The sequence below is a fragment of the Isoptericola halotolerans genome (assembly GCF_003003075.1).
Lineage (GTDB): Bacteria > Actinomycetota > Actinomycetes > Actinomycetales > Cellulomonadaceae > Isoptericola > Isoptericola halotolerans_A.
In genome coordinates this window covers 90,079-114,979 of the sequence record NZ_PVTX01000006.1, presented here as the reverse complement: position 1 = coordinate 114,979, position 24,901 = coordinate 90,079, and the positions used below count along the sequence as shown (strand labels likewise).

Genomic DNA, 24,901 nt, shown 5'->3' with positions numbered 1-24,901 from the left:
TCAGACGGCCCCGCGGTAGAGCTCTTCGTAGCGGTCGACGACGCGGCGGAGAGAGTACTCCTGGGCACGCGCCGCGCCGGCCTCGGCGAGCGCCTCCCGGCGGACGTCGTCCGCCAGGAGGTCGGCGAGCGCGACGCCGACGCCGTCGAGGGGCGTGAGCAGAGCGGCACGTCCCTCGGCGCTGACGTAGCGGGCACCGACGTTCGCGGTGGCGACCACGGGCAGCCCGCTGGCCATGGCCTCGACGTACGGGATGCCGAAGCCCTCGTAGTCCGACGGCAGGCAGAACACCCAGGCACGTCGGTAGGCGTCGGCGAGCGCCGCGTCGTCGAGCGCACCCAGCGACCGGACACCCGGACCGGCGTCCTCGGGGACGTCGCGCGAGACCATCCACAGCTCGGCGTCGGGGTGCCGGCTGCGGACGTGCGCGACGAACTGACGCGCGAGCTCGTCACCGTTCTTGCGTCCGTGCCACGCGCCGACGAACAGCACCACGGGGTGCGCCGCCCGGACCTCCGGCTGCGGGCGGAAACGCCGCAGGTCCACCCCGTTCGGCACGACGTCGCGCACCCACGGGTACCAACGGCGCGTGCCGGGCGAGACGACGACGGTCCGGTCGGCGACGACGCTCGCCAGCACCTCCGACAGGCCGAGCAGCACCATGCGGGTGCGCTCCTTGGCGCCGCGGATGCGCCGCGCCTCCTCGAAGCAGGAGCCGTGCAGCGTGCGCACGTGCCGCCCGGTCCTGCGGCGCCACATCCAGTAGTCGTCACCGTGGGCGTGCACGACGTCGTAGCCCGACAGGTCGAGGCGCCGCACCGCCGTCGCGAACCTGAACGTCCGCAGGGACCCGCTCAGCTCGACGTGCCGGTGCCCGTAGACGGCGCCCGGCACCGGAGGGCACTCGCTGATCACGTCGACGTGATGGCCGCGTCGCACGAGCTCGGTGGCGAGCTCGTGCACCTGGTAGCCGATGCCCTGCTTGCTGCCGCTGGGCAGGTAGTAGGAGATCATCGCGATCCGGAGCGGGCGGTCCGGCGCGTGCTCCTCGCTCGCCACCCGGCCCGCCGGCACGGTCACGCCGCGTCCCGCAGGCCGTCGCGCAGGGCCTCCAGCCAGCCGTGCCCGTGCCGCAGGTCCGGTTCGAGGTGGTTGCCCTCGGCCCACTCGTTCCACGACTTGACCCAGAGCAGCTGTTCGTCCGCCGGACGGTGCGCCACCGACGCGGCAGCCTGGCGCACGTTCGCCCGGAACCCCTCCGGCGTCGCGCCGTGGAGCACGACGCCGCGGCGTCCCGAGCGCGGCGTGTTGTCCCAGTTGGGGTAGATGCACGGCTGGATCAGGTCGCCGGTCCGGTTCTGCTCGGCCCACGCCGTGGAGTACGGGTGGATCTGCGGGCCTCCGGCAACCTTCCGGAAGGCCCGCATGCGCAGCATGTCCCACCGTGAGGTGCCGGCCGGCATCCGCATGTACACGCCGGCGTCGAAGCCGTCCTCCTTGACCCGGTCGTAGCGCACGCCGGTACCGAAGAGGTCGCTCATCTCGGCCACCAGGTAGAGGCCCTCCAGGCCCGCGCGGCGAGCCATCGACTGCCACAGGTCCACGAAGCGCGCGGCGTCCGGCAGCTCCTCGGGACGGAACACGTAGAAGACGGGCCGTCCCCCGACGCGCAGGTAGCGCGGGTCGCGGAAGGCCGGCAGGACGGTCTCGAAGTGGGCGGCGTGGTCCTCGTCCCCCGGGTACTCCTGACGCACCAGGACACGGTCGGCGTCGCCGTGCCAGATGCCGCTCCACGTCTGGTTGGCCCAGGCGAGGCAGAACGACAGGTCGGGGCTGCCGGAGCCGAGCACCTCGGCGAAGGGCCGTTCCAGGATGCGCCGGCCGTTCCCGAACCAGTAGTGCCAGTAGGCGAACGCCTCGACGCCGTAGGAGCGGGCGAGCTCGGACTGCGCGGCGCGCGCCTCCGGCACCCGCAGGTCGTAGAACCCCAGGTCGGCCGGCACCACCGGCTGCACGTGCCCCGGGTAGAGGCGACGCGCCCGCGCCACGTTGGTCCACTCGGTGAAGCCCCGCCCCCACCATGCGTCGTTCTCGGGGACGGGGTGGAACTGCGGCAGGTAGAACGCCACCGCGCGCGTCGCCGTCATGACTTGCTCCTCCCCCCAGCCTGGCCTCCCCCAGTCTCGACCGCCGATCACGGCCGCTCAACGCTTCACGAGGCTTTTCACCCCGGTCGGCGGCCCGGAGAGGGAACTTCACCCGAGGCACCCCGCCGGACGGTCGGGTCAGGGCGGCGCCCACGCCTGGACGGCGCTCACCGCGACGAGCCAGTCGCTCTCCGTGGCCACGCCCATGAACGGCTGCGGAGGGCCGCCGAGCACACCGGTGTAGTTGACGTCCAGCACGCGGTGGCCGCGGATCCGTGTCCACGGGACGCTCACCCGCACGGCGGTGATCTCCACCGGATCGGTGCGCAGAAGGGCCACGCGGTCCCACAGCTGGTCCGTCGGCGCGGGGATCTCCCGCCAGTCGCCGTCCGGCGTCCGGACCTCCACGGTGTAGTGCCGCAGGCCCGCGGTGCAGCACCGGATGCCGGCCGTGGCGACGGCGATGCGGTTCACCTCGACGGGAGCGTCCGTCTCGACGGTCACCGAGGGCGCGGGGTCCACCGAACCGTCGTCGAGCCGGCCGGACCGCCACGGGTCGCGGACGGCGAAGGTGCCCGAGGTGACCGTCGTCGGGTCCCCGGCGTCCGGGTGGGTGGAGGACGCCGTCACGGCGGCCCCCGCGAGGACGTCGTCGCCGAACGGCTCGGCGGGCCGCACCGCGAGCGACTCCCCCGCGGGCACGAGCAGCGCCACGGGGCTGCCGTTCACGGGTACCTCCGTGCCGTCCGCGGGGACGTCCAGCGGCGCCTCGGCCCCGTAGACGTCGCGGCGCACCACCTCGACGCCGCCGGCGGAACCGTCAGCGGGGGCGATGACGACGGACGTGCTCAGGTCCTCCGACCACAGCGCCAGCACCGAGGCGCCGTCGTCGGCGACCGCCCGCACGGCGTGCACGCCGGGCACGCCGGTCTCCACCGCCGTCGCGGCGTCGTAGCGCTCCACCAGGGGCGCGGTGGCCGCCATCGCCGCCCCGGCGGGCTTGACGTAGGCGTCGTGCTGCACCAGGGACCACGAGACGCCGTTCTCCCCGAACCCGCCCTCGCTGAAGAAGTAGGTCCACTCGGCGACGTCCTCGATCTCGTACCACCACAGCTTGCGAGCCACGTCCCACCCGGACGCCCAGAAGTTGACGACGCCGTCCGACCACCAGCCGGACTCCGTGTCCCACCAGGGCAGCTCGTCGCAGACGGCGAGGATCTCGCGCAGCTCGTCCAGCTCGGCACCGGGACGCGAGAACCCTTCTTCCTCCCAGGACCGGTTGAACCCGGTGTAGGGATGGATCCCCACGGCGTCCATCGACGAGCACCCGCCCGCGTCCACCAGCCCGCGCCACCAGTCCGGCGCGAGACCGAGCGTGTTGCCCCCGACGACGACGGCCTCCGGGTCGGCGGCGCGCACGGCCTCGGCGAACGGGGCGCCGACTTCCCGCTCGTAGCGGGCGGGATCCTCGTAGCCGGTGTTGTTCGGCTCGTTCCACGGCTGCCAGGCGGTGATCCCGGGGGCGCCCTCGCGCACGCCGTCGACGACGGCCTCCACCCAGCCGCGCCACGTCCCGGCGTCGACGGCGGCACGATCCGCCTCGCTGCCCTGCCCCACCTGGACGACGAGCCGGACCCCCGTGCGCTCGGCCAGACGAGCGGCGGCCGCGAGCTCGGCGAACGGATCGACGATCTCGCCGTCCTGGGCGTGCAGCCCGGCACCGGGCAGGGCGTCCCAGACGATCGCCGCCGGGTCGGGGGTCGCCGTCGGGTCCGGCACGAGCGCGCCGAGGTCCAGCTGCACCCGGTGGGAGCCGACGCCGAGCTGGTCCGCGATCTGCACCCCGCGCAGGGGTGCCGCCCCGCCCCAGTCCGCGCCGTCGGCGAGCGCCGACGGGTCGAGCCTGCTGCCCGGTGGCGTCACCGTGTAGCGCAGGCAGGTCCCCGACACGGGCACGTCGTCCGTGTCCAGCAGCGCGGCGTCGACCTCGTACACGCCGGGACGCGCGGGCGGCAGCTCCAGCTCCAGCTCACCACCGCCGGCCGGCAGGTCCGTGACCCGGACGTCCCCGACGACGGGGTCGGGCACCCGGGGGTCGCCGCGCACCTGGTAGCGCAGCCGGTACCGGTCGGCGTGCGCGCCCCACGCGGGATCGAAGGCGGCGACCACGCGAGGCGTCTCCCCCGCGCCGAAGACCGCGAAGGGGCGGTCGACGAGCAGGCCGGCGCCGAGACCGAGCGTGGCCACCCGGGACTCGGTGCCGGCGTTGATCTCGACGGGGTCGCGCAGCCCGTAGGCCATCCGGTCGTCACTGATCGCGGTGAGCGAGACGCTTCCGCCTCGCCCGTGCGTGAGCAGGTAGTAGTCGCCGCCGTGGTGCAGCACGGGGGTGCGGTCCCACGGCGCGAACGGGCGGTCGACGTCGGTGCCGGTGGCCGGCCAGAATCCGTGCCGCACGCCGTCGGTGCCGAACCGGTGCAGCCCGGTGCCCGGCTCGGCCAGCAGCAGACCGCCGTCCGGCGCGGTCGCGACGCCGGTCGGGTCCGTCCACGGCAGGCTCGGCACGCCGACCGGACGGTCCACCGGTGCGGGTGCGCCGACGCGCGCCTCGACCTCCCCGTCCGGGGACGCGACGGTGAGGCTGCGGCCCTGCGGGCCGTCGGCACGGTAGGCCACCGCGCCGCCGTCCAGCGCACCCAGCACCGACCCGTCGACGTCCACGGGGTCCAACCGTTCGCCGGCTGCCGTCACGCGGTGCAGGACGGCGCCGGCGTCCCCCACCCCGACGACCCGCCCGTCGTCCGGGTCGTCCCAGGCCACCGTGGAACCGGCCAGGTCGGTCACGGCACCGGTGCTCTGGTCCCCGGCGGGCAGCGGGACCCGCCACCGTTCGCTGCCGTCCGGAGCGATCTTGAGCAGGTCGCGGCGGCCCATGAGGGGGTCCACGAGGTACACCGCGCCGTCGTCGTCCACCTCGAACGAGCTGACGCCGAAGAGCTCGTGGGCCGGGTCCCACCGCAGCTCGACGACGGTCTCGCCCTGCGGGCTCCCGTCGTCGACGTCGTAGCGGGCGACGGTGTACGTGGCCTCGTCCCGGGACAGCACGAAGGCCGTGCCGCGGTGCACCCGGAGGGTGACGAGCTCCCCGGCGGCCGGGAGCACGTCGTCGACGACGGTCCGCCACCCCGGCAGCGTCGTGGCGTCGACGCCGTCGTCCACGACCTGCGCGAGGTCCGGGATGCCGCACACGGGCGTCTCGCCCGTGACCACCTCGATGGCGGGCACCTCGACGGCCGGTCCGGCGGCCGCAGGACCGACCGGGCGCGGTCCCGCCTCCTGGGTACGCAGGACGACGGTCGTCACGACCACCGCGCACACCACCAGGAGGACCAGGGCCACCACGACGTGTCGTCTCACGGCGCCTCCCGCCATCTCCGACACCGGCCACGCTAGGCGCGAGGAGCGCGCCCCGGCGAGGACTTCCCGAGAGTTCACCCGGGCGGAACGGGGACCTCCTGTGTTCCCGCACGGGGGCGAGCGGCCATGATGAACCAGGGTGACGGCCACCTGCGCAGACGTCGGACGAGAGGAGGTCGGGGATGAGCAGCTCGCGTCGTGTGGGCGCGTACGTCCTGCCCGGGGACCCCACCTGGCTCGAACGCACGCTCTCGGTCTACTACCCGCTGCTCGACGACCTCGTCGTCCCCGTACCGCAGGACGGCCGCGGCTGGACCGGACGTCCGCTGCCCGTCGACGAGTGCGTGGACATCGTCCGCACCGTCGACACGCGCGGGATCGCACGCTTCGTCCGCGGGAGCTGGATCGACCCCCAGGACCCCCTCGGCGCCGAGACACGCCAGCGCCAGGCGGCCGTCGACGCCATGCCCGACGTGGACTGGGTGGTCCAGCTCGACGGTGACGAGCTGCTCCCCTCACCGGGCCCGCTCGTCCACGCGATGGACCGCGCCGACGCCCGCGACGTCGACGCCGTCGAGCTCCCGATGCGGGTGGTCTTCCGGCGCACCCGGCGGGCCCGCTTCGAGGTGGTGCGTCCCGACGGCGCGCCGCACCTCGAGTATCCCGGCCCGGTCCTGGTGCGCCCGTCGGTACCCCTGACCTCCACCCGCCGGACCGGCGGCGAGTTCCTGCGTCTGATGGTTCCCGGTGACACCTCGCTGCAGTCGGCCCGAGCGCCGGAGCCCGGCGAGATCCGCGAGGAGCTGCCGGCCCAGTTCGAGAGCATCGTGCACAACTCCTGGGGGCGGTCCCCGCGCGAGATCCTGGCGAAGGTCCGCTCCTGGGGCCACGCGAACGACATCCGCCGCTACCGCTACTACGTCGCGGTGTGGCTGCCCACCCCGGCGACCTGGCGGCTCCTGCGGAACTTCCACCCGCTCGTGAGCGAGCTGTGGCCACGCCTGAGACGGGTGGCCGACTGACATGCCGCGGACCGTCCGCAGCCTCGTCGTGGTCCTGTCGTTCCACGGGGCGGACGACACCCTGGCGTGCGTCGACTCCGTGGTCCAGGGATGCCCGGGTCACGACCTGCTGGTCATCGACAACGGGTCGTTCGACGGGGTCCTCGACAAGGTGCGGGGCGAGTGGCCGGACGTCATGACGATGCAGACGGGGACGAACCTGGGCTACTCGGGCGGGATGAACGCCGGGCTCGCCCGCGGGCTGAGCTCCGGGTACGACGTCGTCACGGTGCTGAACAACGACACCCTGGTCGAGGCCGGCGCGCTCGACGAGCTGGTGGCCGTCGCCGCCGGCGGCGCCACCGCGGTGAGCCCCCGTGTCCTGTACCAGGACGACCCGGACCGCGCCTGGTTCGAGGGCGGCCTCCTGGATCCCGACGACGGGCTGCCCCGGCACATGACGACGGCGGAGGCCGTCGCGGCGGGTCGCGAGGTGGACGGCGACCCGTATGCCGTCGACCTCCTGGCCGGCTGCTGCGTCACGGCGTCCGCCACCACGTGGCGGGACGTCGGGCTGTTCGACGACCGGTACTTCCTCAACTTCGAGGACTCGGACTGGAGCATGCGGGCCCGGCGCCGCGGCGTCGCCCTGCGAGTGGTCCCGCGCTCCCGTGTCCGCCACGGCGTCTCGCGGTCCTTCACCGGCGCCTACGCATACCTGGGCACCTACTACTACCTGCGCAACCTCCTCCTGTTCGCCAGGACCTGGCTGCCGGGCCGTCAACGCCGGCGGCTGCTCCGGACGCGGGTCCTGCCCTCACCGGTCCGGGACGCCCGGGAGCGGGGACCGCGGGCGGGCCTGCGCACCGGACGGATCCTCGTAGCGGTCGCCCTGGCGCAGGTGCGCCGCCGGTACGGCCGCGCACCGTCGCGCCTGGAGCGGCGGGCACGGCGCTGGTCCCGGGGCTAGACCCGCGACCGTCCGGTCGGCCGGTCGAGGTTTCACCCCCACCCGGGCGCCGCAGCGACAGATTCACCCGTTCCCGCCGTTCCAGACCTTCCCCACTCCTGTCTACGGTTCACCTGTGCAACCACTGGCCGGATCGGCGATCGTGGCGCGCGGTCTGGGCAAGTCCTACCGCATCGCCACCTCGGGGCGCTCCCACGACCGCCTCACCGAGGCGTTGGTGGCGCGCGCCAAGGATCCGTTCCACCGGCGCGAGTTCGAGACGTTCGAGGCCCTGCACGACATGTCGTTCGACATCCCCTGGGGCGAGGCGGTGGGGATCGTCGGACGGAACGGCGCCGGCAAGAGCACGCTGCTGAAGATCCTCACCCGCATCACCGCACCGACGACCGGACGGGTCGAGCTCGGCGGTCGCGTGGGCAGCCTGCTCGAGGTGGGCACCGGGTTCCACCCCGAGCTCACCGGTCGCGAGAACATCTTCCTCAACGGCTCCCTGCTGGGCATGGGGCGCAGCGAGATCCGGCGCCGCTTCGACGACATCGTCCGGTTCTCCGGCATCGAGAAGTTCCTCGAGACGCCGGTCAAGCGGTTCTCGTCGGGGATGTACGTGCGTCTGGCCTTCGCGGTGGCGGCACACCTCGAGACGGAGATCCTCGCCATCGACGAGGTGCTCGCCGTCGGCGACGCCGAGTTCCAGCGCAAGTCCCTGGACAAGATGCGCGACGTCGCCAAGGACGGCCGCGCCGTGCTCTACGTCAGCCACCAGATGCAGACGGTCACCGCGCTGTGCACCTCCGCGATGTTCATCGACCGCGGGCGCCTCGTCCAGACCGGTTCGGTGGACGACGTCATGACGGCGTACCGCGACAGCTTCGACGACTGGCGGGCACGGCAGGTCGAGGCGAAGCACCGACCCGGCACGGGCGAGATCCGGCTGGAGCGAGTCGACACCACCGAGGTGCGCGACCCGGTCGACGACACGGTCGTGACCTTCGCCGTCGGCGCGAACCCCGAGATCGTGGGCAAGTACTTCGTCTCCTGCCACATCGTCGACCACCAGGGCGCCGTGGTGGCGCAGTGCGACTCCCGACTGGTGAGCCAGTGGTTCGACCCCTCCGAGCCCCGCAGCGGTGAGCTGCGGATCAAAAACCTCTGGCTCAAGCCGGGCACCTACACGATCGACGCGTTCGTGTGCCAGAACGGAGTGTTCGACGGGTGGCGCGGGGCAGCAGCGTTCGAGGTGCTCCCGCACCTGCCGTACCCCGACCTGGTGATGGACGAGGGCGTCGAGCTGGGCGCAGTCTTCGCCGACTTCGACTACGAGGCCTGGTGAGACCGGCATGAGTGCACCGAGGATCGTCATCACCCCGCCCGGGCGGCTCAACATCCCGCGCTGGCGCGAGGTGTGGGAGGCCCGCGAGATCTTCTACCGGTTCGGCATCCGCGACGTGGTGCTCCGCTACCGGCAGACGGCGATCGGCATCGCCTGGGTGGTGCTGCAGCCGCTCGTCACGGCGGGCATCTTCGCGATCGTCTTCGGGCGGGTCGCAGGCCTCCCGACCGGCGGTGTGCCGTACCTGCTCTTCGCCTTCGCCGGCACCACGGCGTGGACCGTGTTCTCCGGCGTCCTGACGCGCGCCGCCCCCTCGCTGGTGGCGAACCAGGCGCTGGTGTCCAAGGTGTTCTTCCCCCGGGTGGTCGTCCCGCTGTCGACGTCCTTGTCGGTGATGCTCGACTTCTGCGTGTCCCTCGTGATGCTCGGCGTACTGCTGGTCGTCTACGGCGTGAACCCGGGGTGGGCGCTCCTCGGTCTCCCGCTGTGGACGGTGTGCGCCGTCACGTTCGGGTCCGGGCTGGGCCTGGCCGCGTCCGCCGTGATGGTGAAGTACCGCGACGTCACCTACGTGCTGCCGTGGCTGGTCCAGGTCCTGATGTACGCCACGCCGGTGGCGTACTCGCTCGACGCCGTGCCGGCGAACCTCTCCTGGCTGTTCGCGGCGAACCCGCTGACCTGGCTCATGGAGTGCTTCCGGTGGTCCATGCTCGGGACGCCGGCACCGCCCCTGTGGCAGATCGCCGGACTGATCGCGGTGTCCGCGCTGGCGCTCGCCGGAGGCCTGCTGGTGTTCCAGCAGCGGGAACGCGAGTTCGCGGACGTGATCTGATGGTCGCCCGCCGGGTCACCGTGGTCATGTCGACCAACCGCGTGTCCCCGTACCTGCCCGAGGCTCTGCAGAGCCTGAAGGACCAGTCCTTCCCGGACTGGGAGCTGATCGTCATGGACAACGGCTCGCCCGATCCGGACGGGGTGCGGGACGCCGTGTCCGCCGTGCCCGGGGCCGAGGTCGTGCCGGAGGCCGGTCACGGCGTCTCGATCCCGCTCAACCACGGCGCCGCGCTGGCACGCGGCGAGTTCCTCACGTTCCTGGACGACGACGACGTCTGGCTCCCGGACCGGCTCGAGCGGTTCGTGACCGCGCTCGACGCGGCACCGGACGCCGGCGCCGCGTACTCCTCGGTCGACTTCATCGACTCCCGCGGGCAGCGGGGCGAGCCGCTGTTCGTCGCCGCCGACGAGACCCGCCGCGACCTGCTGGCCGGCCGGTACCCGTTCCCCAACGTCGTCTCGGTCATGTACCGGCGGACGCAGTTTCTGCGTGTCGGCGGGTTCAACCCGGCACTGCACTACGCGGAGGACACGGACCTCACCTTCCGGATGCTCCAGTACTCGCGGATGGTCGCTGTCCCCGAGGTGCTGACCCTGTACCGGCGTCACGAGCAGAACGTCACCCGGGTGCTCCCGACCGAGCTCCACGACGCGTCACGGCGGATGATCGGCATGCAGCTCTGGGGCGCCGAGCACCACCCGGACCCCGGCGTGCTCGAGGACGTGCGGGCCAACCTCGATGCGCTGGACGCCCGGGACTCCGCGGACTCGGTGGGGGTCGGCCTCGACCGGCTACGCCGGGGACAGGTCGTCGGGGCGGGGCGCATGTTCACGCGCGCGGTGCGGCTCGACGCGCCGGTCGCCGTCCGCGAGGTCACACGACGCGTCGGCAACCGGCTGCGTCGCCCTGCCGCCTCCTGACACCTCTCGCCGGCGGTCAGCCGACGGCGTGGGAGCCCAGCACGAGCAACCAGTCCTGCTCCCCGGCGGCGTTCGCGCCCGGGGTCGCCATCGACTCCTCCAGCTCGACGGACGTCTCCTCGCCGGTCGTCGGGTCCACCCACCAGGCCCGCGCGCCGTCCACCAGGCGGCCGACGTCGAGCGTGACGGTCCGGGCGGTCGGCACGTAGACGAGCGCGAGATCACCGTCCGGGCTGACGGCGGCCGTCGCGAGGTCGCTCTCGAGCTGGTCCGAGGCCTCGTCGCCCCCACCGGCGCCACCGGTCAGCAGCTCACCCGAGTCGGGGACGAGCGTCCACCACGGCAGCGAGGCCACGACGTCGCGGATCCTGGCGATCTGGTCGGCGCCTTCGGAGCGCAGCCGGTCCTGCCAGCCGGGCAGGAACTCCCAGTCGTCGCTGCCGTAGACGTCCCCCGGCGACCCCGACGTGATGGCCCACAGCACCTGGCGCCGGAGCGTCTCCGTCGTCGTGGGCTCGCCACCGGTGTTGTTCTCCCCCTCGTAGTTCGACTCCGCGAGCAGGGCGGGACGGACCGGTGGCGAGTCGTAGGCCTCGCGCACCGCCCCGTGGACGGGCTGATAGGTGTACACGAAGTCCCAGTCCACGAGCGGGTCCCAGTGGGGGTCCTGGCCGGCGAAACGCACCGAGATCAGCTGGGCCGAGAAGGGACGGCTGTCACCGGTGGAACGGATGCCCTCCTGGACCGCCTCGAAGCACTGGTCCGTCTCCGGGACGGGGGTGTAGTCGCCCCCCGCCATCCACAGCACGTTCGGCAGGTCCGCGGCCCACGTACCGACCATCTCGCCGTACCGGTGGCACGTGTCGGCCGACGGCGAGCCGAACGGCTCGTCGATGGTCCAGCTGTCCACCGGGTAGAGCAGCACCGTCAGGCCCAGCTCGGCGGCGCGTGCCACGGTCGCGTGCGCCCGGTCCCAGTAGGGCGCGTTCCAGCGCGTGACGTCGCCGTCGACGAACGGCAGGATGCCGTCCACGGTCGCGCCGTCACCCGTCACCCCGCCGTTCGCGGGGTTGCCCAGGAGCGAGACGACGAGGGCGTTGAAACCCTGCTCCGACCGGGTGGACAGGTACGTCTCCGCCTCCGCCGGCAGGAGGTCCACGAGCATCGACCACGGTGCGTCACCGCGGACGAGGATCGGCCGGCCGTCCTGGTCGACGAAGTAGCGACCGCCGTCCGCGACACCCGTGACCAGTCGCGGCGTGCCGTCCGCGGCGGCGCCTGCCGTCGACGGCGCTACCGGCCGCACGGGTGCACCGGCCGCCGGCGGCTGCTCGTTCCATCCGTCCTGCGTGGGAGTGGACGGCCGCAGGGCGCTGTACACCACGGCTCCCGCGGCGACGGCCAGGACCACGGCGAGCGCCACGACCAGGACCCTGACCGGCCGGCTCATGCGACGACCTGGTCAGGTGCCCGGAGCCCCAGCCAGGTCCGGACCCGGGCGTCCTGGTCCCGGACGGCGAGCCGGTCCCGGGCCGCCACGTCCCGCACCCGCGCCGACTCGGCCGGGTGGTCCCGGAGGATCTCGCGGACCTGGGCCACGATCTCCGCCGCGTCGTAGGTGTCCCGGTCGTGCGCCCGGTCGGCCGGGCCGTAGGACGCCACGAGGGAGGACTGCTTGTGGCTGTAGCCGGTGGCGACGACGGGAACACCCTCGCTCACCGCGGCGACCAGGTTGTGGTAGCGGGCCGCGACGACGGCGTGGCAGCCCGCGAGGGAGCGTGCGACCTCCTCCACCGTGCGTCCCGCACCCTGCTCGACGGCGGCGCCCGGGTCCGCGGCGCGGACGCGGCGGACCACCTCGGCGGCCACCCGGTCGTCCAGGTCCTCGCCGATCACGACCCGGACCCGGATCCCTGCGTCCAGCAGGGCGCGGACCAGGGCGACGCTCCGACCGGTGTACACCTCACGGTCCGCGTCCCGTTCGGTGCCGCCCCAGTCCATGACCCCGACCGCCACGAGCGGATCCGTCCGGGCGCCGTTCGGAGGCGTGGGGGCGTTCACCGGCTCCCGCCCGAGCACGAGGTCCGGCACGACCAGCACCTCGCGTCGCACGCCGAGAGCCGCCACCGCGCGCGCCGACTCCTCGTCGCGCACCGTCACCAGGTCGGACCAGGCGAGCACCCGCGCGAAGAACCAGTTGACGCCCCGGGTCCCCGCGTCGTCGACCCCGACGCTGAGCAGGAGCAGCGGACGACGCCACCAGCGCGACCACGCCGCCAACCAGAACAGGGAGAAGGGGATGCCTCGTGGCCGCACCCCGCGTCCCTCGAAGATCCCCGTCCCGGGCACGATCACGGCGTCGACCGACCGCACGACGGCGCCCAGGTGCAGGACGTCGGCGAAGCGACCCGTCAGGCTGGTGAACCCGTGCCGCAACGGTCCGGGACGCCGGATGTCCACCGCCTCGATGCCGTGCTCGGCGACGACGTCCGCGCACCGCTGCGCCACGGCGACCGGCCGGGCCCCGGTGCCCTCGAGCAGGTGGATCCCGGCCACGAGGGACGCCTCGTTGCCGAAGTTGCCGATCCCGGTCTCGCCGAAGAGCGCCACCCGCCGCACCTGGGTTCGCGTCGTCGTTCGCCGTGCCTCGGCGTCCGGCGTACCGGAGGTCCTCCGATGCCCCACCCCGACCTCCTCCGTCGTCCGTCCGCTCACAGTCTGCGCCGCCCCGGCCACGGGGTGAAGCCGTTCGAGGGGAGTTCACCCGTCCCGCACGGCGGAACTTCACCCCGCGCCCCGCGGTCCGGCCGGGGAGCGCGTCGGTACGATCGCCAAGAACCCTCCTGACGGGACCTGACATGGAACGTCGCCTGATCCATGTGATCACCCCGGGCGACCACTACTCGCCTCGGACGGGCAGCGCCGTCCCGACGGTCGTGCACGGGCTGAGCGCACACGCACCCGCCGGCACGGAGCCCACGGTGCTCGTGGCTCGCGGCACCTACCCCGACCGCTACACCAGCGCGGACGTCGTCGAGTACCTCCCGGGCACGGAGCCCGGCCGCTGGGATCGGCGGCTCGACCCGCTGCGCGGAGCGCTCGGGGTGCGGCGTGCCTCGTCCCGGCCCTGGGCGGCTGCGCTCCACGACCAGGACGAGTGGCCCCCTTCCGTCGTCGTCCTGCACAACGCGCCACAGGCCGTGCCGCTCGTCGACACCACCCGTCACGCGGTCGTCCTCTACGCCCACAACGAGCTGCTGCGGACATACTCGCCACGCGAGGCGGCACTGACGCTGGGCGGTGTGACCGCCGTCGTGTGCGTGAGCGACTTCCTGGCAGAGCGCACGCGGCGCCGCCTGCCCCCCGCCCTGCGCGACCGCGTCGCGGTCGTCCGCAACGGGGTGGACGGCACCGTGTTCCGGCCCGGACGCCGCGATGCCTCCGCGCCCCTCGAGGTCACGTTCGTCGGGCGGACCATCGCGGCCAAGGGGCCGGACGTCCTGCTCGAGGCCGTCGCGCTGATGGATCGCGACGACGTCCACGTGACGATCGTCGGCAGCTCCGGGTTCTCCGCGACGGATCCCCTGACGCCCTACGAACGACGCGTGCGCGCCGCGGCCGAGGGTCTGCGCGACCGCGTCACCATCCGTCCGTTCCTCCCCCGGGAAGCTGTCGCGGACCAGCTCGCCACCACGGACGTGGTCGTCGTGCCGTCCGTGTGGCCCGAGCCGTTCGCCCTCACCGTGCTCGAGGGCATGGCCGCCGGAGCCGCCGTCGTCGCCTCCCGCATCGGCGGGATCCCGGAGGCCGTCGCCGACGGCGGCACGCTGGTCCCGCCCGGGGACCCCCGCGCGCTCGCCGACGCGCTGCAGGTGCTGGCCGACAGCCCCGACCGCCTCGCCGCGGAGCAGGACCGTGCGCGCCGTCGGGCGGCCGAACGGCCCTGGTCGGTCGTGTCCGCCGAGCTCGACGCCCTCCTCGCTGCCCGTCTGGACGGGCAGGTGACCGCGTGATCTCCGCGCCCGTCGTCGCGGTCGTCCTGGCCACCAACCGCGGACCGGACAACCCGTTCCTCGAGGCGGCGCTCCGGTCGGTGGCGCACCAGACCCTGCGGGAGGTCGAGCTCGTCGTCGTCGACGACGGCAGCCCCCGACCTCTGGACGCCGGCCTGCTGCCCCGGGCGCCTGCCGGCACCCGGCTGCTCCGCACGCCCGGGACGGGGCCGTCCGCGGCACGCAACGCCGGCGCACGGGAGGCGCGAGGCACGCTCCTGGCATTCCTCGACGACGACGACGTGTGGGAACCCGAGCGGCTCGCCGCGCACGCGGAGGCGATGCGAGCCGACCCGGGGCTCGTCCTGACGTACTGCCGCATGCGGAGCATCGACGCCGACGGGCGCGAGATCGCCCCGCCCGACCAGGCGGCGGTCACGACGACCGCCGACGTCTTCCGGCGCCGGACGGGCGTGATGCTGCCGAACTCGGTGGTCCGGGCCGACGCCTTCCGCGCCGTCGACGGGTTCGACGAGTCCCGGCGCCTGGCCGAAGACCTGGACCTGGTGCTCCGTCTCGCCGCCCGCGGCCCGGTCGCCCGGGTCGGCGACGGATCGCTGGTCTCCTACCGCCGTCACGGCGACAACGCGACCGGCCGTCACCGTGCGCTCGCCGCGGCGATCCGCGACGTCGTGGGCGACCGGCGCACGGTGGCGCTCCGCCACGGTCAGGACGAGCTGGTGGACGCCCTCGACGAGTCGCAGAGAGCGAACGACCGGTACGCGGCATGGTCGGCGGCGCGGGCGGCGCGGGCGGCGGCAGCGGAGGGCAGGCCCGGCACCGCCGTCCGGGAGCTCGTCTGGGCGCTGCGGTTCGCGCCCGGCGCACCCGGCCAGTGGCTGGTCAGGCGGCTCCACCGCGGCCGCGAGCCAGCCGCTGCACGTTCCGCTTGACGTCGTAGGGGAAGAACCGCCAGTTCTTGATCGTCCAGTCGCGGAGCACCACACCGGCGGCCCGCGACCGTTGGCGGACGTCGAGCGGAGCCCGGACGGCCTCGGCCAGCAACCGATGGTTGAGGTACCACTGCGGGAACGCGACGGGGCGCCGGTGCGTGCGATACGCCTGGACCTGACGGACCGGGTCTGACGCCTGCAGCTTGTTGGTCTGCTCGTCGTGGTTGCGGGCCCAGAAGAGCTGCTCCGGCACCTGCACCCACGGAGCGCGCAACGCCATGCGCACGGCGAGCGCCATGTCGCCACCGTAGAAGTCCGGATGCTTGCCCATCGCCCGCAACGCCTCGGTCCGGAAGACCCCGCCGTAGCCGATCGCCTGGTAGACCTCGCGTCGGAAGAAGAGCCGCACGCGATCCGCGGGAGCGAGCGAGAGGAAGTCGAGGTTCTCGTCGTCGCGCTCGCCGAGCCGCTCCCCGTCGGCGCCGATGAGGACGACCCTCGAGAAGGCGATGGTGGCCTCGGGGTGCGCCTCGAGCGCCTCCATGCAGGCGCGGAGGTGGCCCGGCTGGACGACGTCGTCCGCCGCGTTCCACATGAACAACGGTGCCCGTGCCAGGTCGACCAGCCGGTTGAAGTTCCAGGTGACCCCACGATTGACCGGGCTGGTCACCACCGTGAAGCGCTCGTCGGCGGCCGCGAGCTCCTGCGCGATCTCGAGGGTCGCGTCGGTGGACCCGTTGTCGGCGATCACGACCTCGATCTCGTCCAGGTCTTGATCCCGCAGCGCCGTCAACGCCTCTTCCAGGTAACGCGCGCCGTTCCAGACGGGCACCCCGACGGTCACCGCCGGCGTCCGCGTCACAGCCCGAGCACCGCCTTGTGCAGAGCGAAGGCCTCCGCGAACCGGGAGCGGCACTCCACGCCCCGCATCCGCATCAGACCCTCGAACGTCGCGTGGTCCCACCAGTCGTGGTGGACCTGGGACGGGTAGCAGGCGTCCAAGATCTCGAGCTTGCGCTGCACCGTCTCCTCGTCCAGCGGGACGTACGCCGACGTCCTGCCGAGATCGCCGTCCCACTTCGGGATCTCGTAGTGCAGCACCACGGCGTCCCGCCAGACGGTGGTGACCAGCTCGCCGATCAGGCGGTGGTCCTGGTGGGCGTCGTCGCTCCGGGGGGCCAGCACCAGGTCCGGCGCCGGACGCGCGTCCGCGAAGGCGTGCAGCGCATCCTTGACCGCGCCCCAGAGCTGAGGGAGCCGACCGTCGGGCAGCCGGGCGAACCGTGCGTCGGCGCCCGGCCAGACCTCGGACGCCGCGCGCCGGGCCTCGGCCTCGCGGTCCGGCGTGCCGGTCATCGTCAGGAAGGACGCCGTCGCCCCCGGCCTGCCGGACAGCCGGATCAGCGTTCCCCCGCAGGCGATCTCCAGGTCGTCCGGGTGCGCGGCGAGGCCGACCACGTGCAGCGGTCCGGACCCGGTGTGCAGCTCGATCATCGGCGGGCTTCCTCCGGGTGGGCGACGGGTTCCAGCCCGAGGTCGGCGCGGAGGCCGACTGCCTGCCGCCCAAGGACGGCGCGGGCACGTCCGAGCCAGGCGGCACCTGCGGTCCCGCGCCCGGCGGTGCTCCGTTCCAGGAGGTCGACGACCTGGTCGGCCACGGTCTCAGGATCGAAGTCGGCGACGTCGTGGGCGCGGTCCGCGGCGCCCAGGTCGGTCAGGAGCCACCTCTGCTTCTCCGCATAGCCGATCGAGACCAGCGGCACACCGAGCCGGAGCCCCGCGACGAGGTTGTGGTACCGGGACGCCACCACGACGTCGCAGGCGCTGAGCACGCCGTCCAGCGCCTGCATCGACCTCGCCGGGGCCAGCACCGCACGGGGGTCGGCGGCCTGCGCGACCACCTCGGCGGCCATCGCGTCGTCGAGGCCCGCACCTCCGACGACCCGCACCTCGGCGCCCGCCGCCAGCACCCGCCCGATCAGCTCCCCCATGCGCCGGAGGTAGGCGTCGCGGTCCCAGGAGGCCTCGACGGTCCCCGTGCCGTGCGTGTCGATCACTCCGATCGCCACGCACGGGGGGCCCGACCCGGCGGACGGCGCTGCCGCGGGGTCGTCGGCCAGCACCAGGTCGGGGACGACCGGCGGACGCCGCCTGGTCAGCTCCTGCACGCACGCGGCGGATCCCCCGTCCCGCACCGTGACGATGGTGGCGCTGCGCACCACCGCGGCGAAGAGCTGCCGGGTCAGCCACGACCCGTCGGTGTCGACACCGACGGAGAGCACGTGGAACGGGCGCCGACGCAGCCGGGCGCACAGGGCGTACCAGAACACGGTCAGGGGAACGGCGGTGGCCCGCACCGCCGACCCTTCCAGGAGCCCGGTGCCGGGAACCACCACCGCGTCGACCTCACCGACCTGGTGCCAGGTCCACCGGAGGTCTCGCCCCTTGCCGACGACGCCGCGCCAGCCCCCGCGGGGCGCCCCCGGATCGGTGAGGGACACCGCGGGGAGGCCGCGGGCCGCGTGGACGGCGTCGGGCTCCTCGGTGAGGATCGTCAGATCGGCCGACCCGGCCAGCACCGTGAGCATCGCGTCGAGGGACGCCTCGTTCCCGAGGTTGCCGATACCGAACTGCCCGAGCAGCCCGACCCGACGCCGTCGGTCGGCACTCGGTGTGCCGCGTCCCGCCGTCGTCCCCTCAGGCGCTCGCACGGACGGGCCCCACGACGTCGGGGACGTCGACCTCGGGCACCCTGCGCACCTGGTGCTGCGTCCCTGCGTCCCAGACGGCCCACGGCCGGTTGCCGACACGGTTCATCTCGTCCAGCGCGGACCGCTCCTTGAGCGTGTCCATCGGGGCCCAGAAGCCCTCGTGCGGGTGGACGCGGAAGCGTCCGTCGCGAGCGGCCCGGACGCACGCGTCCATCACGAGGTCCTCGCCCTCGTTCAGGTAGTCGAAGATGCCCTGACGCAGCACGAAGTAGCCACCGTTGATGCACATGCTCATACCGGCCACCGGCTCGAGGTCCTGCATGGTGCCGTCGGGCTCGAAGCGCACCACGTGGAACGAGTCCTGGGGCGCGACGGCCATCAACGAGCCGACGGCGTCGGTCTGCAAGAAGTCGTCGACGATCGTGTCCATCGGCGCGTCGGTGAGCACGTCCCCGTAGTTGGCCAGGAACACCTCGTCGTCGTCGAGGTAGCGCCGCACACGACGCAGTCGTTCACCGATCGCCGTGTCCATGCCGGTGTCGACGAACGTGATGCGCCACTCGCTGATGTCGCTGCCGAGCAGCTCGATCTGCTCGCCGCCCTTGGTCAGGACGAAGTCGTTGGAGTGCGTCTCCTGGTAGTCGAGGAAGTAGTCCTTCACGGCGTTCGCGCCGTAGCCGAGGGCCAGGACGAACTCCGTGTGCCCGAAGTGCGCGTAGTACTTCATGATGTGCCACAGCACCGGGCGCGAACCGATCGGCATCATCGGCTTGGGGAGCGAGTCGTGGCCGGACCGCATGCGCATCCCCAGCCCCCCGCAGAACAGGACGACCTTCATGGCTTGACCTCCTGGGTCGGCGCCCCCAGGTCAGGCAGGCGACGTGGTGCGGCGTGCGTGCGTAGTGCGGGCGCCACCGGTCGGCCCCGGAGGAACCCGTCGGTGGTGCCGTTGTCGAGAGCCTTGGCGTAGACGACGCAGGCCCGTGCCACGGCCTCGACCGTGAGGTCGACGTCGTCGTCGGTGTGCGCGGCGGAGACGACGAACGACTGCCCCAGCACGCCGTGGCGGAGCAGCTCCTGCAGGAACAACGCCCGGAAGGCCTGGCTGGGTTCGCCCTGCGGGTCCCGGGTGCCGAAGACGAGGCAGGACGCCCGGCCGCCGACGGTCACGTGGTCGGCGACGCCGGCGGCGGCCGCGACCTCCTCGACCCCGCGGCGCAGCCGCTCGCCCTGACGTTCCATGATGCCGACGACGTCGTGCTCGGCGTAGGCGTCCGAGACGGCGAGGTAGGCGGCGAGCCCGGTCGTCTCCGCGCCGTGCGTCGTCGACAGCAGGAACACGCGGGGGCGCGCGGTGTCGAGGCCCCCGAGCTCCATCAGGTCGCGCTTGCCGGCGAGGGCGGAGACGGCGAACCCGTTGCCGAGCGCCTTGCCCCACGTCGACAGGTCGGGGATGACGCCGTACACCTGCTGGGCGCCACCGGCGTGCCAGCGCATCCCGGTGATCATCTCGTCGAGGACCATGACGGCGCCGTGCTCGGTGGCGAGACCGCGCACGCCCTCGAGGAAGCCCGGGGCGGGCTCGGCGCCCCCGGTCGCCGCTTCGAGGAACACGGCGGCCACCTGCCCGCGGTGCTCCTCGAGGACCCGGCGCAGCGAGTCGAGGTCGTTGTAGGCGAACCCGACGGTGAGGTCGCGCCCGGCGCCGGGGATGCCGGCGTCCATCCCGGTGGTGGAGATGAACCAGTCGTCGACGGAGAAGAACGGCTGGCTGCTGCAGATCGCGACCATCGCACGGCCGGTCGCAGCACGGGCGAGCCTGAGAGCCGCCGTCGTCGCGTCGGAACCGTTCTTCGCGAACTTCACCATGTCCGCCCCGGGAACCGTCTCGAGGAACCGTTCCGCGGCCTCCAGCTCCCGGACAGAGGGACGAGAGAAGCTCACGCCGTCGGCGGCGGCGCGGGTCACGGCGTCGACCACCGGCCGGTAACCGTGGCCGAGCGTGACGCTGCGCAAGCCCATGCCGTACTCGACGTACCAGTTCCCGTCGACGTCCTGCACCCGCGCGCCGACACCGCGCACCAGGACCGGGGCGACCCCCTCGGGGTACTGGTCGGAGCCGCGCGCGTAGGTGTGCGCGCCACCGGGGACGAGGCGGTGCAGCCGCTCCTGCGCGGCGGCAGAACCTGTCCAGGTGGTGTGCCGCGGAGCCGGCGTGAGACGCCCGGAGATCTCCTGGGGACTTGCCGTGCGGGTCGCACCCATCGTTGGCCTCCAGTCCGCCCGTTCTCCCAGACCATTGTTCGTGCACGAACCGAGCAGCCTCAACGGCCTGACGCCAATTCACCCGGGTGAGGAGCAGTCCGGGCGGGTGCCCGCTGGCTGCTCGCAGGCCGACCGCCTAGCCTCGAGCCATGCGTGTCGAGACCACCCGCCTCGCCGGGCTCCTGCGCCTGGTGCCCACCCCGCATCGCGACGAGCGCGGCTTCTTCACGCGCACGTTCGACGACGCCACGGCGCGCGAGGCGGGCATCGACCCCGCGGCGTTCGTCCAGGACTCGCAGTCCCGCTCGCACCAGGGCGTCGTGCGCGGCATGCACGGACGCGTGGGGTCGGGCGAGGCCAAGCTGGTCCGGGCGGCCCACGGCGCCGTGCTCGACGTCGTGGTGGACGCGCGACCCGGGTCACCGACGTTCGGCCAGGCGGAGTCGGTCGTGCTCGACGACGACACCTTCGTGTCGCTGTACATCCCGCGGGGCTTCCTCCACGGCCACCAGACCCTGACGCCGACGGCGGACGTCTGCTACCGCATCGACGCCGAGCACGACCCCACGGAGGACGTCGCCGTGCACCATCTGGACCCCGACCTGGCCATCGCCTGGCCGGCGGAGATCACGACGGTCAGCGCGCGCGACCGCGCCGCCGGGTCGTGGGCGCAGCTCACCGGTCGCCTCAGCGCGTCGTGATCCCGTCGGGGGCGACGACGACCGGAGCGGGCTCGGCCACGACCCAGCTCCCGCCGGACGCCTCCACCTCCGGGTAGGCCCGGCGCACCTCGTCCAGGAGGTCGGGGACGAACAGCACCACCCATCGGGGCCGGAGCCCGCCCAGCGCGGCCGGCTCGACGATCGGGATCCGCGGTGCGCCGTCGGCCCCTGCGGTCCCCGGCATCGACAGGCCGCTCTTCGCGGCCGACGCGTCGACCACCGCGCGCACGTCGCGACCCGTCACCCCTGCCGCGGCCAGCAGCGCCACCGCCCGGGAGGCCGCTCCGTAGCCGACGATCCCCTCCGCGCGGTGGTCGTCCACCCACGCCCGCAGCGCCGTCGCCGTCGTGGTGACCTCGGCCTGCAACCGTCCCACGGCGTCCGGGTCGGTCACCCCGGCGACCCGCTCGTCGTCCAGGACCTGGTCGAGGTCCGCGAGCGCCGCGGACCCGGCGTGCTCGGCGGCACGCCGCGACCCGGCCGGCACCAGAGCCAGCACCACCGTGCCGCCGTACAGCGCGTACCGCCACAGCCCCACCGGCACGACGCCGACTTCCCGGGCGGCGCGCACGAGCCAGGTCACGGAGTAGTAGGCGTAGTGCCCGTGCCGCAGCGCGTTCCAGGCGCTCGTGCGCAGGATCGTGCCGAGCGGGTGGACGTGCAGGGCGAGCACCCCCTCGGGGGCGAGCTGGTCGGCGCGGTCCGCGAGGGCGGCCCGCTGGTCGGCGTCGTGCATCATGCCGAGCGAGTCGACGAGGAGGTCGACCCGCTCCTCGTCGTCGGCACCCGGCTCGTCCGGGACGACCGTCAGGCCGCGCTCGGCGAGCTGGCCCAGCCAGGATCCGCCGTGGGGGCTGGGCTGCTCGGCCACGCGGGCACCCGAGGCCGCCAGGCCGGCGGCGGCGAGGTCGTCGACCGCCTCACGGGCCTGCGCGACGAGGGCTGCCGGTTCGATCCCTCGCGGCTCGTCGGCGTCGGTCGGGTCCTCCTCGAGCTGGGCCAGGCCGCACCCGGCGCACAGGACCATCCGCAGCGGGTACACGTCGTCCGCTCCCGTGGCCCCGGCGGGAGGGAACGCGTCGGCCGCGGGCTGCTCGCCCAGGTCGAGCACGACGGAGCCGTCGTCCGCTCCGCACCACCGGCACCGCCAGGACGTGACCGGCCGGGCGCCCATCACGTCCCCGGCTCGAACACCTCGAGGTGCGGGAGCGCGACGACCAGCTTCCCTCCCCAGTCGGCGACGGGGGCGAGCTGTGCCGAGATCTCCTTCCGGAGGTTCCACGGCATGATGACGACGTAGTCGGGTCGTGCTGCGTCGAGCGCCTCGGGCGCGTGCACGGGGATGTGCGTGCCGGGCAGGAACCGGCCGTGCTTGTACGGGTTCCGGTCGACCGCGAACTCCAGGAGGTCGGCCCGCACGCCGCAGTGGTTGAGCAGCGTGTTGCCCTTGCCCGGCGCCCCGTAGGCCACGACCCGCTTGCCGGCGCGGCGTGCGTCCAGCAGGAACGACACGAAGTCGTCGCGCACCTGCGCCACCTGCTCGGCGAACCCGTCGTGCCCCTCGACGCTGTGCAGGCCGAAGTCGGCCTCGGCGGCGAGCACCTCGGCGACCGCCGCCGTCGGGACGACGCGCCCGGACTCCACAGTCTCCGTCGGTGCCGACCAGGTGCGCAGCGACCCGCCGTGGCTGGCGAGCTCCTCGACGTCGACCACCGTGAGCCCGGCCGCCGCGAGCACCCGCTGCGTGGTCAGCAGCGACAGGTAGGAGAAGTGCTCGTGGTAGATCGTGTCGTACTCGTTGCCCTCGATGAGGCGCAGCAGGTGCGGGATCTCGATCGTGACCCGGCCGTCGTCGGCCACGAGGGCCCGCAGCCCCTTCGCGAAGTCGACGATGTCGGGCACGTGGGCGAACACGTTGTTCGCCACGACGAGGTCGGCCGGTCCGTGCTCGGCGCGGACCGTGCGGCCGCTCTGCTCCCCGAGGAACTCCACGAGCGTCGGGATCCCCTTCGCCACGGCCGCCTCGGCGACCGTGCGGGACGGCTCGATGCCCAGGCAGCGGATGCCCTGCGCCTGCACGTGCTGCAGCAGGTAGCCGTCGTTGCTCGCCACCTCGACGACGAACGACGACCCGGCGTCGAGGCCGAGCCGGTCGGTCGCCTTCTCGACGTACTGGCGGGCGTGCTCGACCCAGCTCGTGGAGAACGAGGAGAAGTAGGCGTAGTCGTCGAAGATCTCCGTCTCGGCGACGTAGGCGGGGAGCTGCACCAGCAGGCACTGCATGCAGATCCGCACGTTGAGCGGGTAGAAGGTCTCCCCCTGGTCGATCTGGTCCGCCCGCAGGATCGCCTCGCACGGCGGGGACATGCCGAGGTCGACGAACGTGCGCGTCAGCTCCGCGCCGCACAGGCGGCACGCCGGCACCGACGCCGAGGCCGCAGTCCTGGCAGCGGCCGCCGCGGACGCCGTCGCCGTCATGCCGCCACCACCATGCGCAGCGAGGCGAGGTCCAGGCGACCGGCGGCCGCCAGCTCCTGGATGCGGTGCAGCCGGACGAACGTCTGCTCGAAGTCCTCGGTGGTCAGGCCCCGCTGGCGCATGTCCCGCCACAGCTCCTCGATGCCGTCCCGCACGGTCCAGCGGGGGTCGGCCGCCGGCAGCAGGCTGCGGATCTTGCCGAAGTCGACGCGGTAGTTGCGGGCGTCGGCCCCCGCCCCCGGCGCGAAGGTCACGGGCGCCCCGGTGACGTCGGCGACCTGCTCGGCCACGGTGCGGATCTGCACGACGTCCTCGTCGCGGCCCACGTTGAACGCCTGGTCGTGCACCACCTCACGCGGCGCCTCGAGCGCGGCCAGGAAGGCCCGCGCGATGTCCTGGACGTGCACCAGCGGCCGCCACGGCGAGCCGTCGGACTGCAGCCGCACCTCGCCCCGCGTGAACGCCGTGCCCGTGAGGTTGTTGACGACGATGTCGGCCCGCAGGCGCCGCGATGACCCGTACGCCGTCGCGTTGCGCAGGTAGGTGGGGCTGAACGAGTCGTCCGCGAGCGGGGAGATCCCCTGCTCCGCGCGTACCTTCGACTCGCCGTACGGCGTGACCGGGTGGAACGGGCTCTGCTCGTCCACCGGCGCGTCCCCCGCCGCGCCGTACAGGGAGCACGACGACGAGAACAGGAAGCGCGGCACGCCCGCGGCCTTCGCCGCCTCGGCCATGTGGACCGCTCCGCCCGCGTTCACCGAGAACGTCGCGTCCGGCGCGAGGTGCCCGATCGGGTCGTTGCTGATCGCCGCCAGGTGGACCACCGCGTCGAAGCCCTCGAGGTCCTCCGGCCGCGCGTCCCGGACGTCGCCGGTGCGCTGCTCGTAGTCCGCGGCGGGCGTCCCGAAGTCGCAGCCGTCGTACCACCCGACGTCGAGGCCGACGACCTCGTGCCCGTGGGCCCGCAGGAGCGGTACCAGGACGGCACCGACATAACCTCGGTCGCCGTCGACAAGAACCCTCATGGCAGTCTCCTCCGGTCACGGAACGGCATCGCGTCGACAGTAACCAGAAGCCTCGAGGGCAGGACAGGCGTGGAGCGGGTGGAAAAGCGCCCCGGCCGGGTGAACCGCGGCACGGTGGCACGGGTGAAGTTCGGG

The 24,901-nt window shown here is 73.3% G+C and carries 21 protein-coding genes; 8 read left to right on the top strand and 13 right to left on the bottom strand.

Annotation, left to right across the window (positions count from 1 at the left end):
• The 3 genes from BCL65_RS10025 to BCL65_RS17805 form a co-directional block, all read right to left on the bottom strand.
• Window positions 1-1,080 (bottom strand): glycosyltransferase family 4 protein, encoded by a 1,080-nt coding sequence (locus tag BCL65_RS10025; protein ID WP_106267600.1) that lies wholly within the window; start codon window positions 1,078-1,080, stop codon window positions 1-3.
• Window positions 1,077-2,147 (bottom strand): glycosyltransferase WbsX family protein, encoded by a 1,071-nt coding sequence (locus tag BCL65_RS10020; protein ID WP_106267598.1) that lies wholly within the window; start codon window positions 2,145-2,147, stop codon window positions 1,077-1,079. The genes BCL65_RS10025 and BCL65_RS10020 overlap by 4 nt, the downstream gene beginning before the upstream one ends.
• A 138-nt stretch (window positions 2,148-2,285) precedes the next feature.
• Complete coding sequence (locus tag BCL65_RS17805; RefSeq protein WP_125206527.1) at window positions 2,286-5,564, bottom strand: hypothetical protein; 3,279 nt, start codon at window positions 5,562-5,564, stop codon at window positions 2,286-2,288.
• 182 nt (window positions 5,565-5,746) lie between these two features.
• Between BCL65_RS17805 and BCL65_RS10010 the strand changes: the two genes are divergently transcribed.
• From BCL65_RS10010 to BCL65_RS09990, 5 genes are all read left to right on the top strand, one after another.
• Window positions 5,747-6,586: a hypothetical protein gene (locus tag BCL65_RS10010; RefSeq protein ID WP_125206528.1), complete on the top strand. Its 840-nt coding sequence runs from the start codon at window positions 5,747-5,749 to the stop codon at window positions 6,584-6,586.
• Window position 6,587: 1 nt separating this feature from the next.
• On the top strand, window positions 6,588-7,535 hold the full coding sequence (locus tag BCL65_RS10005; protein WP_106267594.1) for a glycosyltransferase: 948 nt from the start codon (window positions 6,588-6,590) through the stop codon (window positions 7,533-7,535).
• Window positions 7,536-7,650: 115 nt separating this feature from the next.
• A complete protein-coding gene (locus tag BCL65_RS10000; protein WP_207767703.1) occupies window positions 7,651-8,865 on the top strand; it encodes an ABC transporter ATP-binding protein in 1,215 nt (404 codons plus the stop codon).
• 7 nt (window positions 8,866-8,872) lie between these two features.
• Entirely contained in the window at window positions 8,873-9,697 is an 825-nt protein-coding gene (locus BCL65_RS09995; RefSeq protein ID WP_106267593.1) for an ABC transporter permease, read from the top strand.
• On the top strand, window positions 9,697-10,620 hold the full coding sequence (locus tag BCL65_RS09990; protein ID WP_106267591.1) for a glycosyltransferase family 2 protein: 924 nt from the start codon (window positions 9,697-9,699) through the stop codon (window positions 10,618-10,620). The genes BCL65_RS09995 and BCL65_RS09990 overlap by 1 nt, the downstream gene beginning before the upstream one ends.
• A gap of 16 nt (window positions 10,621-10,636) precedes the next feature.
• On the opposite strand, the gene BCL65_RS09985 is transcribed toward BCL65_RS09990, so the two are convergent.
• Together BCL65_RS09985 and BCL65_RS09980 are read right to left on the bottom strand one after the other, a co-directional pair.
• The gene (locus BCL65_RS09985; protein WP_106267589.1) at window positions 10,637-12,070 is read right to left on the bottom strand and encodes an apiosidase-like domain-containing protein; all 1,434 of its coding nucleotides are present in this window, start codon (window positions 12,068-12,070) and stop codon (window positions 10,637-10,639) included.
• The gene (locus BCL65_RS09980; protein ID WP_165799987.1) at window positions 12,067-13,230 is read right to left on the bottom strand and encodes a polysaccharide pyruvyl transferase family protein; all 1,164 of its coding nucleotides are present in this window, start codon (window positions 13,228-13,230) and stop codon (window positions 12,067-12,069) included. Before BCL65_RS09980 ends, BCL65_RS09985 begins: the two co-directional genes overlap by 4 nt.
• Window positions 13,231-13,478: 248 nt before the next feature.
• Here BCL65_RS09980 and BCL65_RS09975 point away from each other — a divergent pair, with 248 nt between their 5' ends.
• A complete protein-coding gene (locus tag BCL65_RS09975) occupies window positions 13,479-14,633 on the top strand; it encodes a glycosyltransferase family 4 protein (protein ID WP_106267585.1) in 1,155 nt (384 codons plus the stop codon).
• Complete coding sequence (locus BCL65_RS09970) at window positions 14,630-15,565, top strand: glycosyltransferase family 2 protein (RefSeq protein ID WP_165799988.1); 936 nt, start codon at window positions 14,630-14,632, stop codon at window positions 15,563-15,565. The genes BCL65_RS09975 and BCL65_RS09970 overlap by 4 nt, the downstream gene beginning before the upstream one ends.
• Here BCL65_RS09970 and BCL65_RS09965 read toward each other — a convergent pair.
• Genes BCL65_RS09965 through BCL65_RS09945 form a run of 5 tightly spaced genes read right to left on the bottom strand, consistent with a single transcriptional unit; the run spans window position 15,516 to window position 20,541 of the window.
• On the bottom strand, window positions 15,516-16,427 hold the full coding sequence (locus BCL65_RS09965; RefSeq protein ID WP_165799989.1) for a glycosyltransferase family 2 protein: 912 nt from the start codon (window positions 16,425-16,427) through the stop codon (window positions 15,516-15,518). The two genes, BCL65_RS09970 and BCL65_RS09965, sit on opposite strands and share 50 nt — an antisense overlap.
• Window positions 16,424-17,059, bottom strand: a complete 636-nt coding sequence (locus tag BCL65_RS09960; RefSeq protein ID WP_106267579.1) for a PIG-L deacetylase family protein — start codon at window positions 17,057-17,059, stop codon at window positions 16,424-16,426. The genes BCL65_RS09965 and BCL65_RS09960 overlap by 4 nt, the downstream gene beginning before the upstream one ends.
• Window positions 17,056-18,276: a polysaccharide pyruvyl transferase family protein gene (locus BCL65_RS09955; RefSeq protein WP_106267577.1), complete on the bottom strand. Its 1,221-nt coding sequence runs from the start codon at window positions 18,274-18,276 to the stop codon at window positions 17,056-17,058. The genes BCL65_RS09960 and BCL65_RS09955 overlap by 4 nt, the downstream gene beginning before the upstream one ends.
• A complete protein-coding gene (locus BCL65_RS09950) occupies window positions 18,263-19,114 on the bottom strand; it encodes a sugar phosphate nucleotidyltransferase (RefSeq protein WP_125206529.1) in 852 nt (283 codons plus the stop codon). Before BCL65_RS09950 ends, BCL65_RS09955 begins: the two co-directional genes overlap by 14 nt.
• Window positions 19,111-20,541 carry a glutamate-1-semialdehyde 2,1-aminomutase gene (locus tag BCL65_RS09945; protein WP_106267575.1) on the bottom strand — a complete coding sequence of 477 codons (1,431 nt, stop codon included), beginning with the start codon at window positions 20,539-20,541 and terminating at the stop codon, window positions 19,111-19,113. The genes BCL65_RS09950 and BCL65_RS09945 overlap by 4 nt, the downstream gene beginning before the upstream one ends.
• A 149-nt stretch (window positions 20,542-20,690) precedes the next feature.
• Here BCL65_RS09945 and BCL65_RS09940 point away from each other — a divergent pair, with 149 nt between their 5' ends.
• The gene (locus BCL65_RS09940) at window positions 20,691-21,242 is read left to right on the top strand and encodes a dTDP-4-dehydrorhamnose 3,5-epimerase family protein (RefSeq protein ID WP_106267573.1); all 552 of its coding nucleotides are present in this window, start codon (window positions 20,691-20,693) and stop codon (window positions 21,240-21,242) included.
• Here BCL65_RS09940 and BCL65_RS09935 read toward each other — a convergent pair.
• From BCL65_RS09935 to BCL65_RS09925, 3 genes are read right to left on the bottom strand one after another with little or no spacing between them, the layout of a single operon-like run.
• Window positions 21,229-22,437 carry a class I SAM-dependent methyltransferase gene (locus tag BCL65_RS09935; RefSeq protein ID WP_106267571.1) on the bottom strand — a complete coding sequence of 403 codons (1,209 nt, stop codon included), beginning with the start codon at window positions 22,435-22,437 and terminating at the stop codon, window positions 21,229-21,231. The two genes, BCL65_RS09940 and BCL65_RS09935, sit on opposite strands and share 14 nt — an antisense overlap.
• Window positions 22,437-23,741 carry a class I SAM-dependent methyltransferase gene (locus BCL65_RS09930; protein ID WP_106267570.1) on the bottom strand — a complete coding sequence of 435 codons (1,305 nt, stop codon included), beginning with the start codon at window positions 23,739-23,741 and terminating at the stop codon, window positions 22,437-22,439. The genes BCL65_RS09935 and BCL65_RS09930 overlap by 1 nt, the downstream gene beginning before the upstream one ends.
• Window positions 23,738-24,766, bottom strand: a complete 1,029-nt coding sequence (locus tag BCL65_RS09925) for an NAD-dependent epimerase/dehydratase family protein (RefSeq protein ID WP_106267568.1) — start codon at window positions 24,764-24,766, stop codon at window positions 23,738-23,740. Before BCL65_RS09925 ends, BCL65_RS09930 begins: the two co-directional genes overlap by 4 nt.
• Window positions 24,767-24,901 lie beyond the last annotated feature (135 nt).

Bases quoted from the DNA above. Each gene is read 5' to 3' on its own strand.
- BCL65_RS10020 (WP_106267598.1), bottom strand. From the start codon at position 2,147: ATGACGGCGACGCGCGCGGTGGCGTTCTACCTGCCGCAGTTCCACCCC.
- BCL65_RS10010 (WP_125206528.1), top strand. From the start codon at position 5,747: ATGAGCAGCTCGCGTCGTGTGGGCGCGTACGTCCTGCCCGGGGACCCC.
- BCL65_RS10005 (WP_106267594.1), top strand. From the start codon at position 6,588: ATGCCGCGGACCGTCCGCAGCCTCGTCGTGGTCCTGTCGTTCCACGGG.
- BCL65_RS09995 (WP_106267593.1), top strand. From the start codon at position 8,873: ATGAGTGCACCGAGGATCGTCATCACCCCGCCCGGGCGGCTCAACATC.
- BCL65_RS09990 (WP_106267591.1), top strand. From the start codon at position 9,697: ATGGTCGCCCGCCGGGTCACCGTGGTCATGTCGACCAACCGCGTGTCC.
- BCL65_RS09985 (WP_106267589.1), bottom strand. From the start codon at position 12,070: ATGAGCCGGCCGGTCAGGGTCCTGGTCGTGGCGCTCGCCGTGGTCCTG.
- BCL65_RS09975 (WP_106267585.1), top strand. From the start codon at position 13,479: ATGGAACGTCGCCTGATCCATGTGATCACCCCGGGCGACCACTACTCG.
- BCL65_RS09960 (WP_106267579.1), bottom strand. From the start codon at position 17,059: ATGATCGAGCTGCACACCGGGTCCGGACCGCTGCACGTGGTCGGCCTC.
- BCL65_RS09950 (WP_125206529.1), bottom strand. From the start codon at position 19,114: ATGAAGGTCGTCCTGTTCTGCGGGGGGCTGGGGATGCGCATGCGGTCC.
- BCL65_RS09945 (WP_106267575.1), bottom strand. From the start codon at position 20,541: ATGGGTGCGACCCGCACGGCAAGTCCCCAGGAGATCTCCGGGCGTCTC.
- BCL65_RS09940 (WP_106267573.1), top strand. From the start codon at position 20,691: ATGCGTGTCGAGACCACCCGCCTCGCCGGGCTCCTGCGCCTGGTGCCC.
- BCL65_RS09935 (WP_106267571.1), bottom strand. From the start codon at position 22,437: ATGGGCGCCCGGCCGGTCACGTCCTGGCGGTGCCGGTGGTGCGGAGCG.
- BCL65_RS09930 (WP_106267570.1), bottom strand. From the start codon at position 23,741: ATGACGGCGACGGCGTCCGCGGCGGCCGCTGCCAGGACTGCGGCCTCG.
- BCL65_RS09925 (WP_106267568.1), bottom strand. From the start codon at position 24,766: ATGAGGGTTCTTGTCGACGGCGACCGAGGTTATGTCGGTGCCGTCCTG.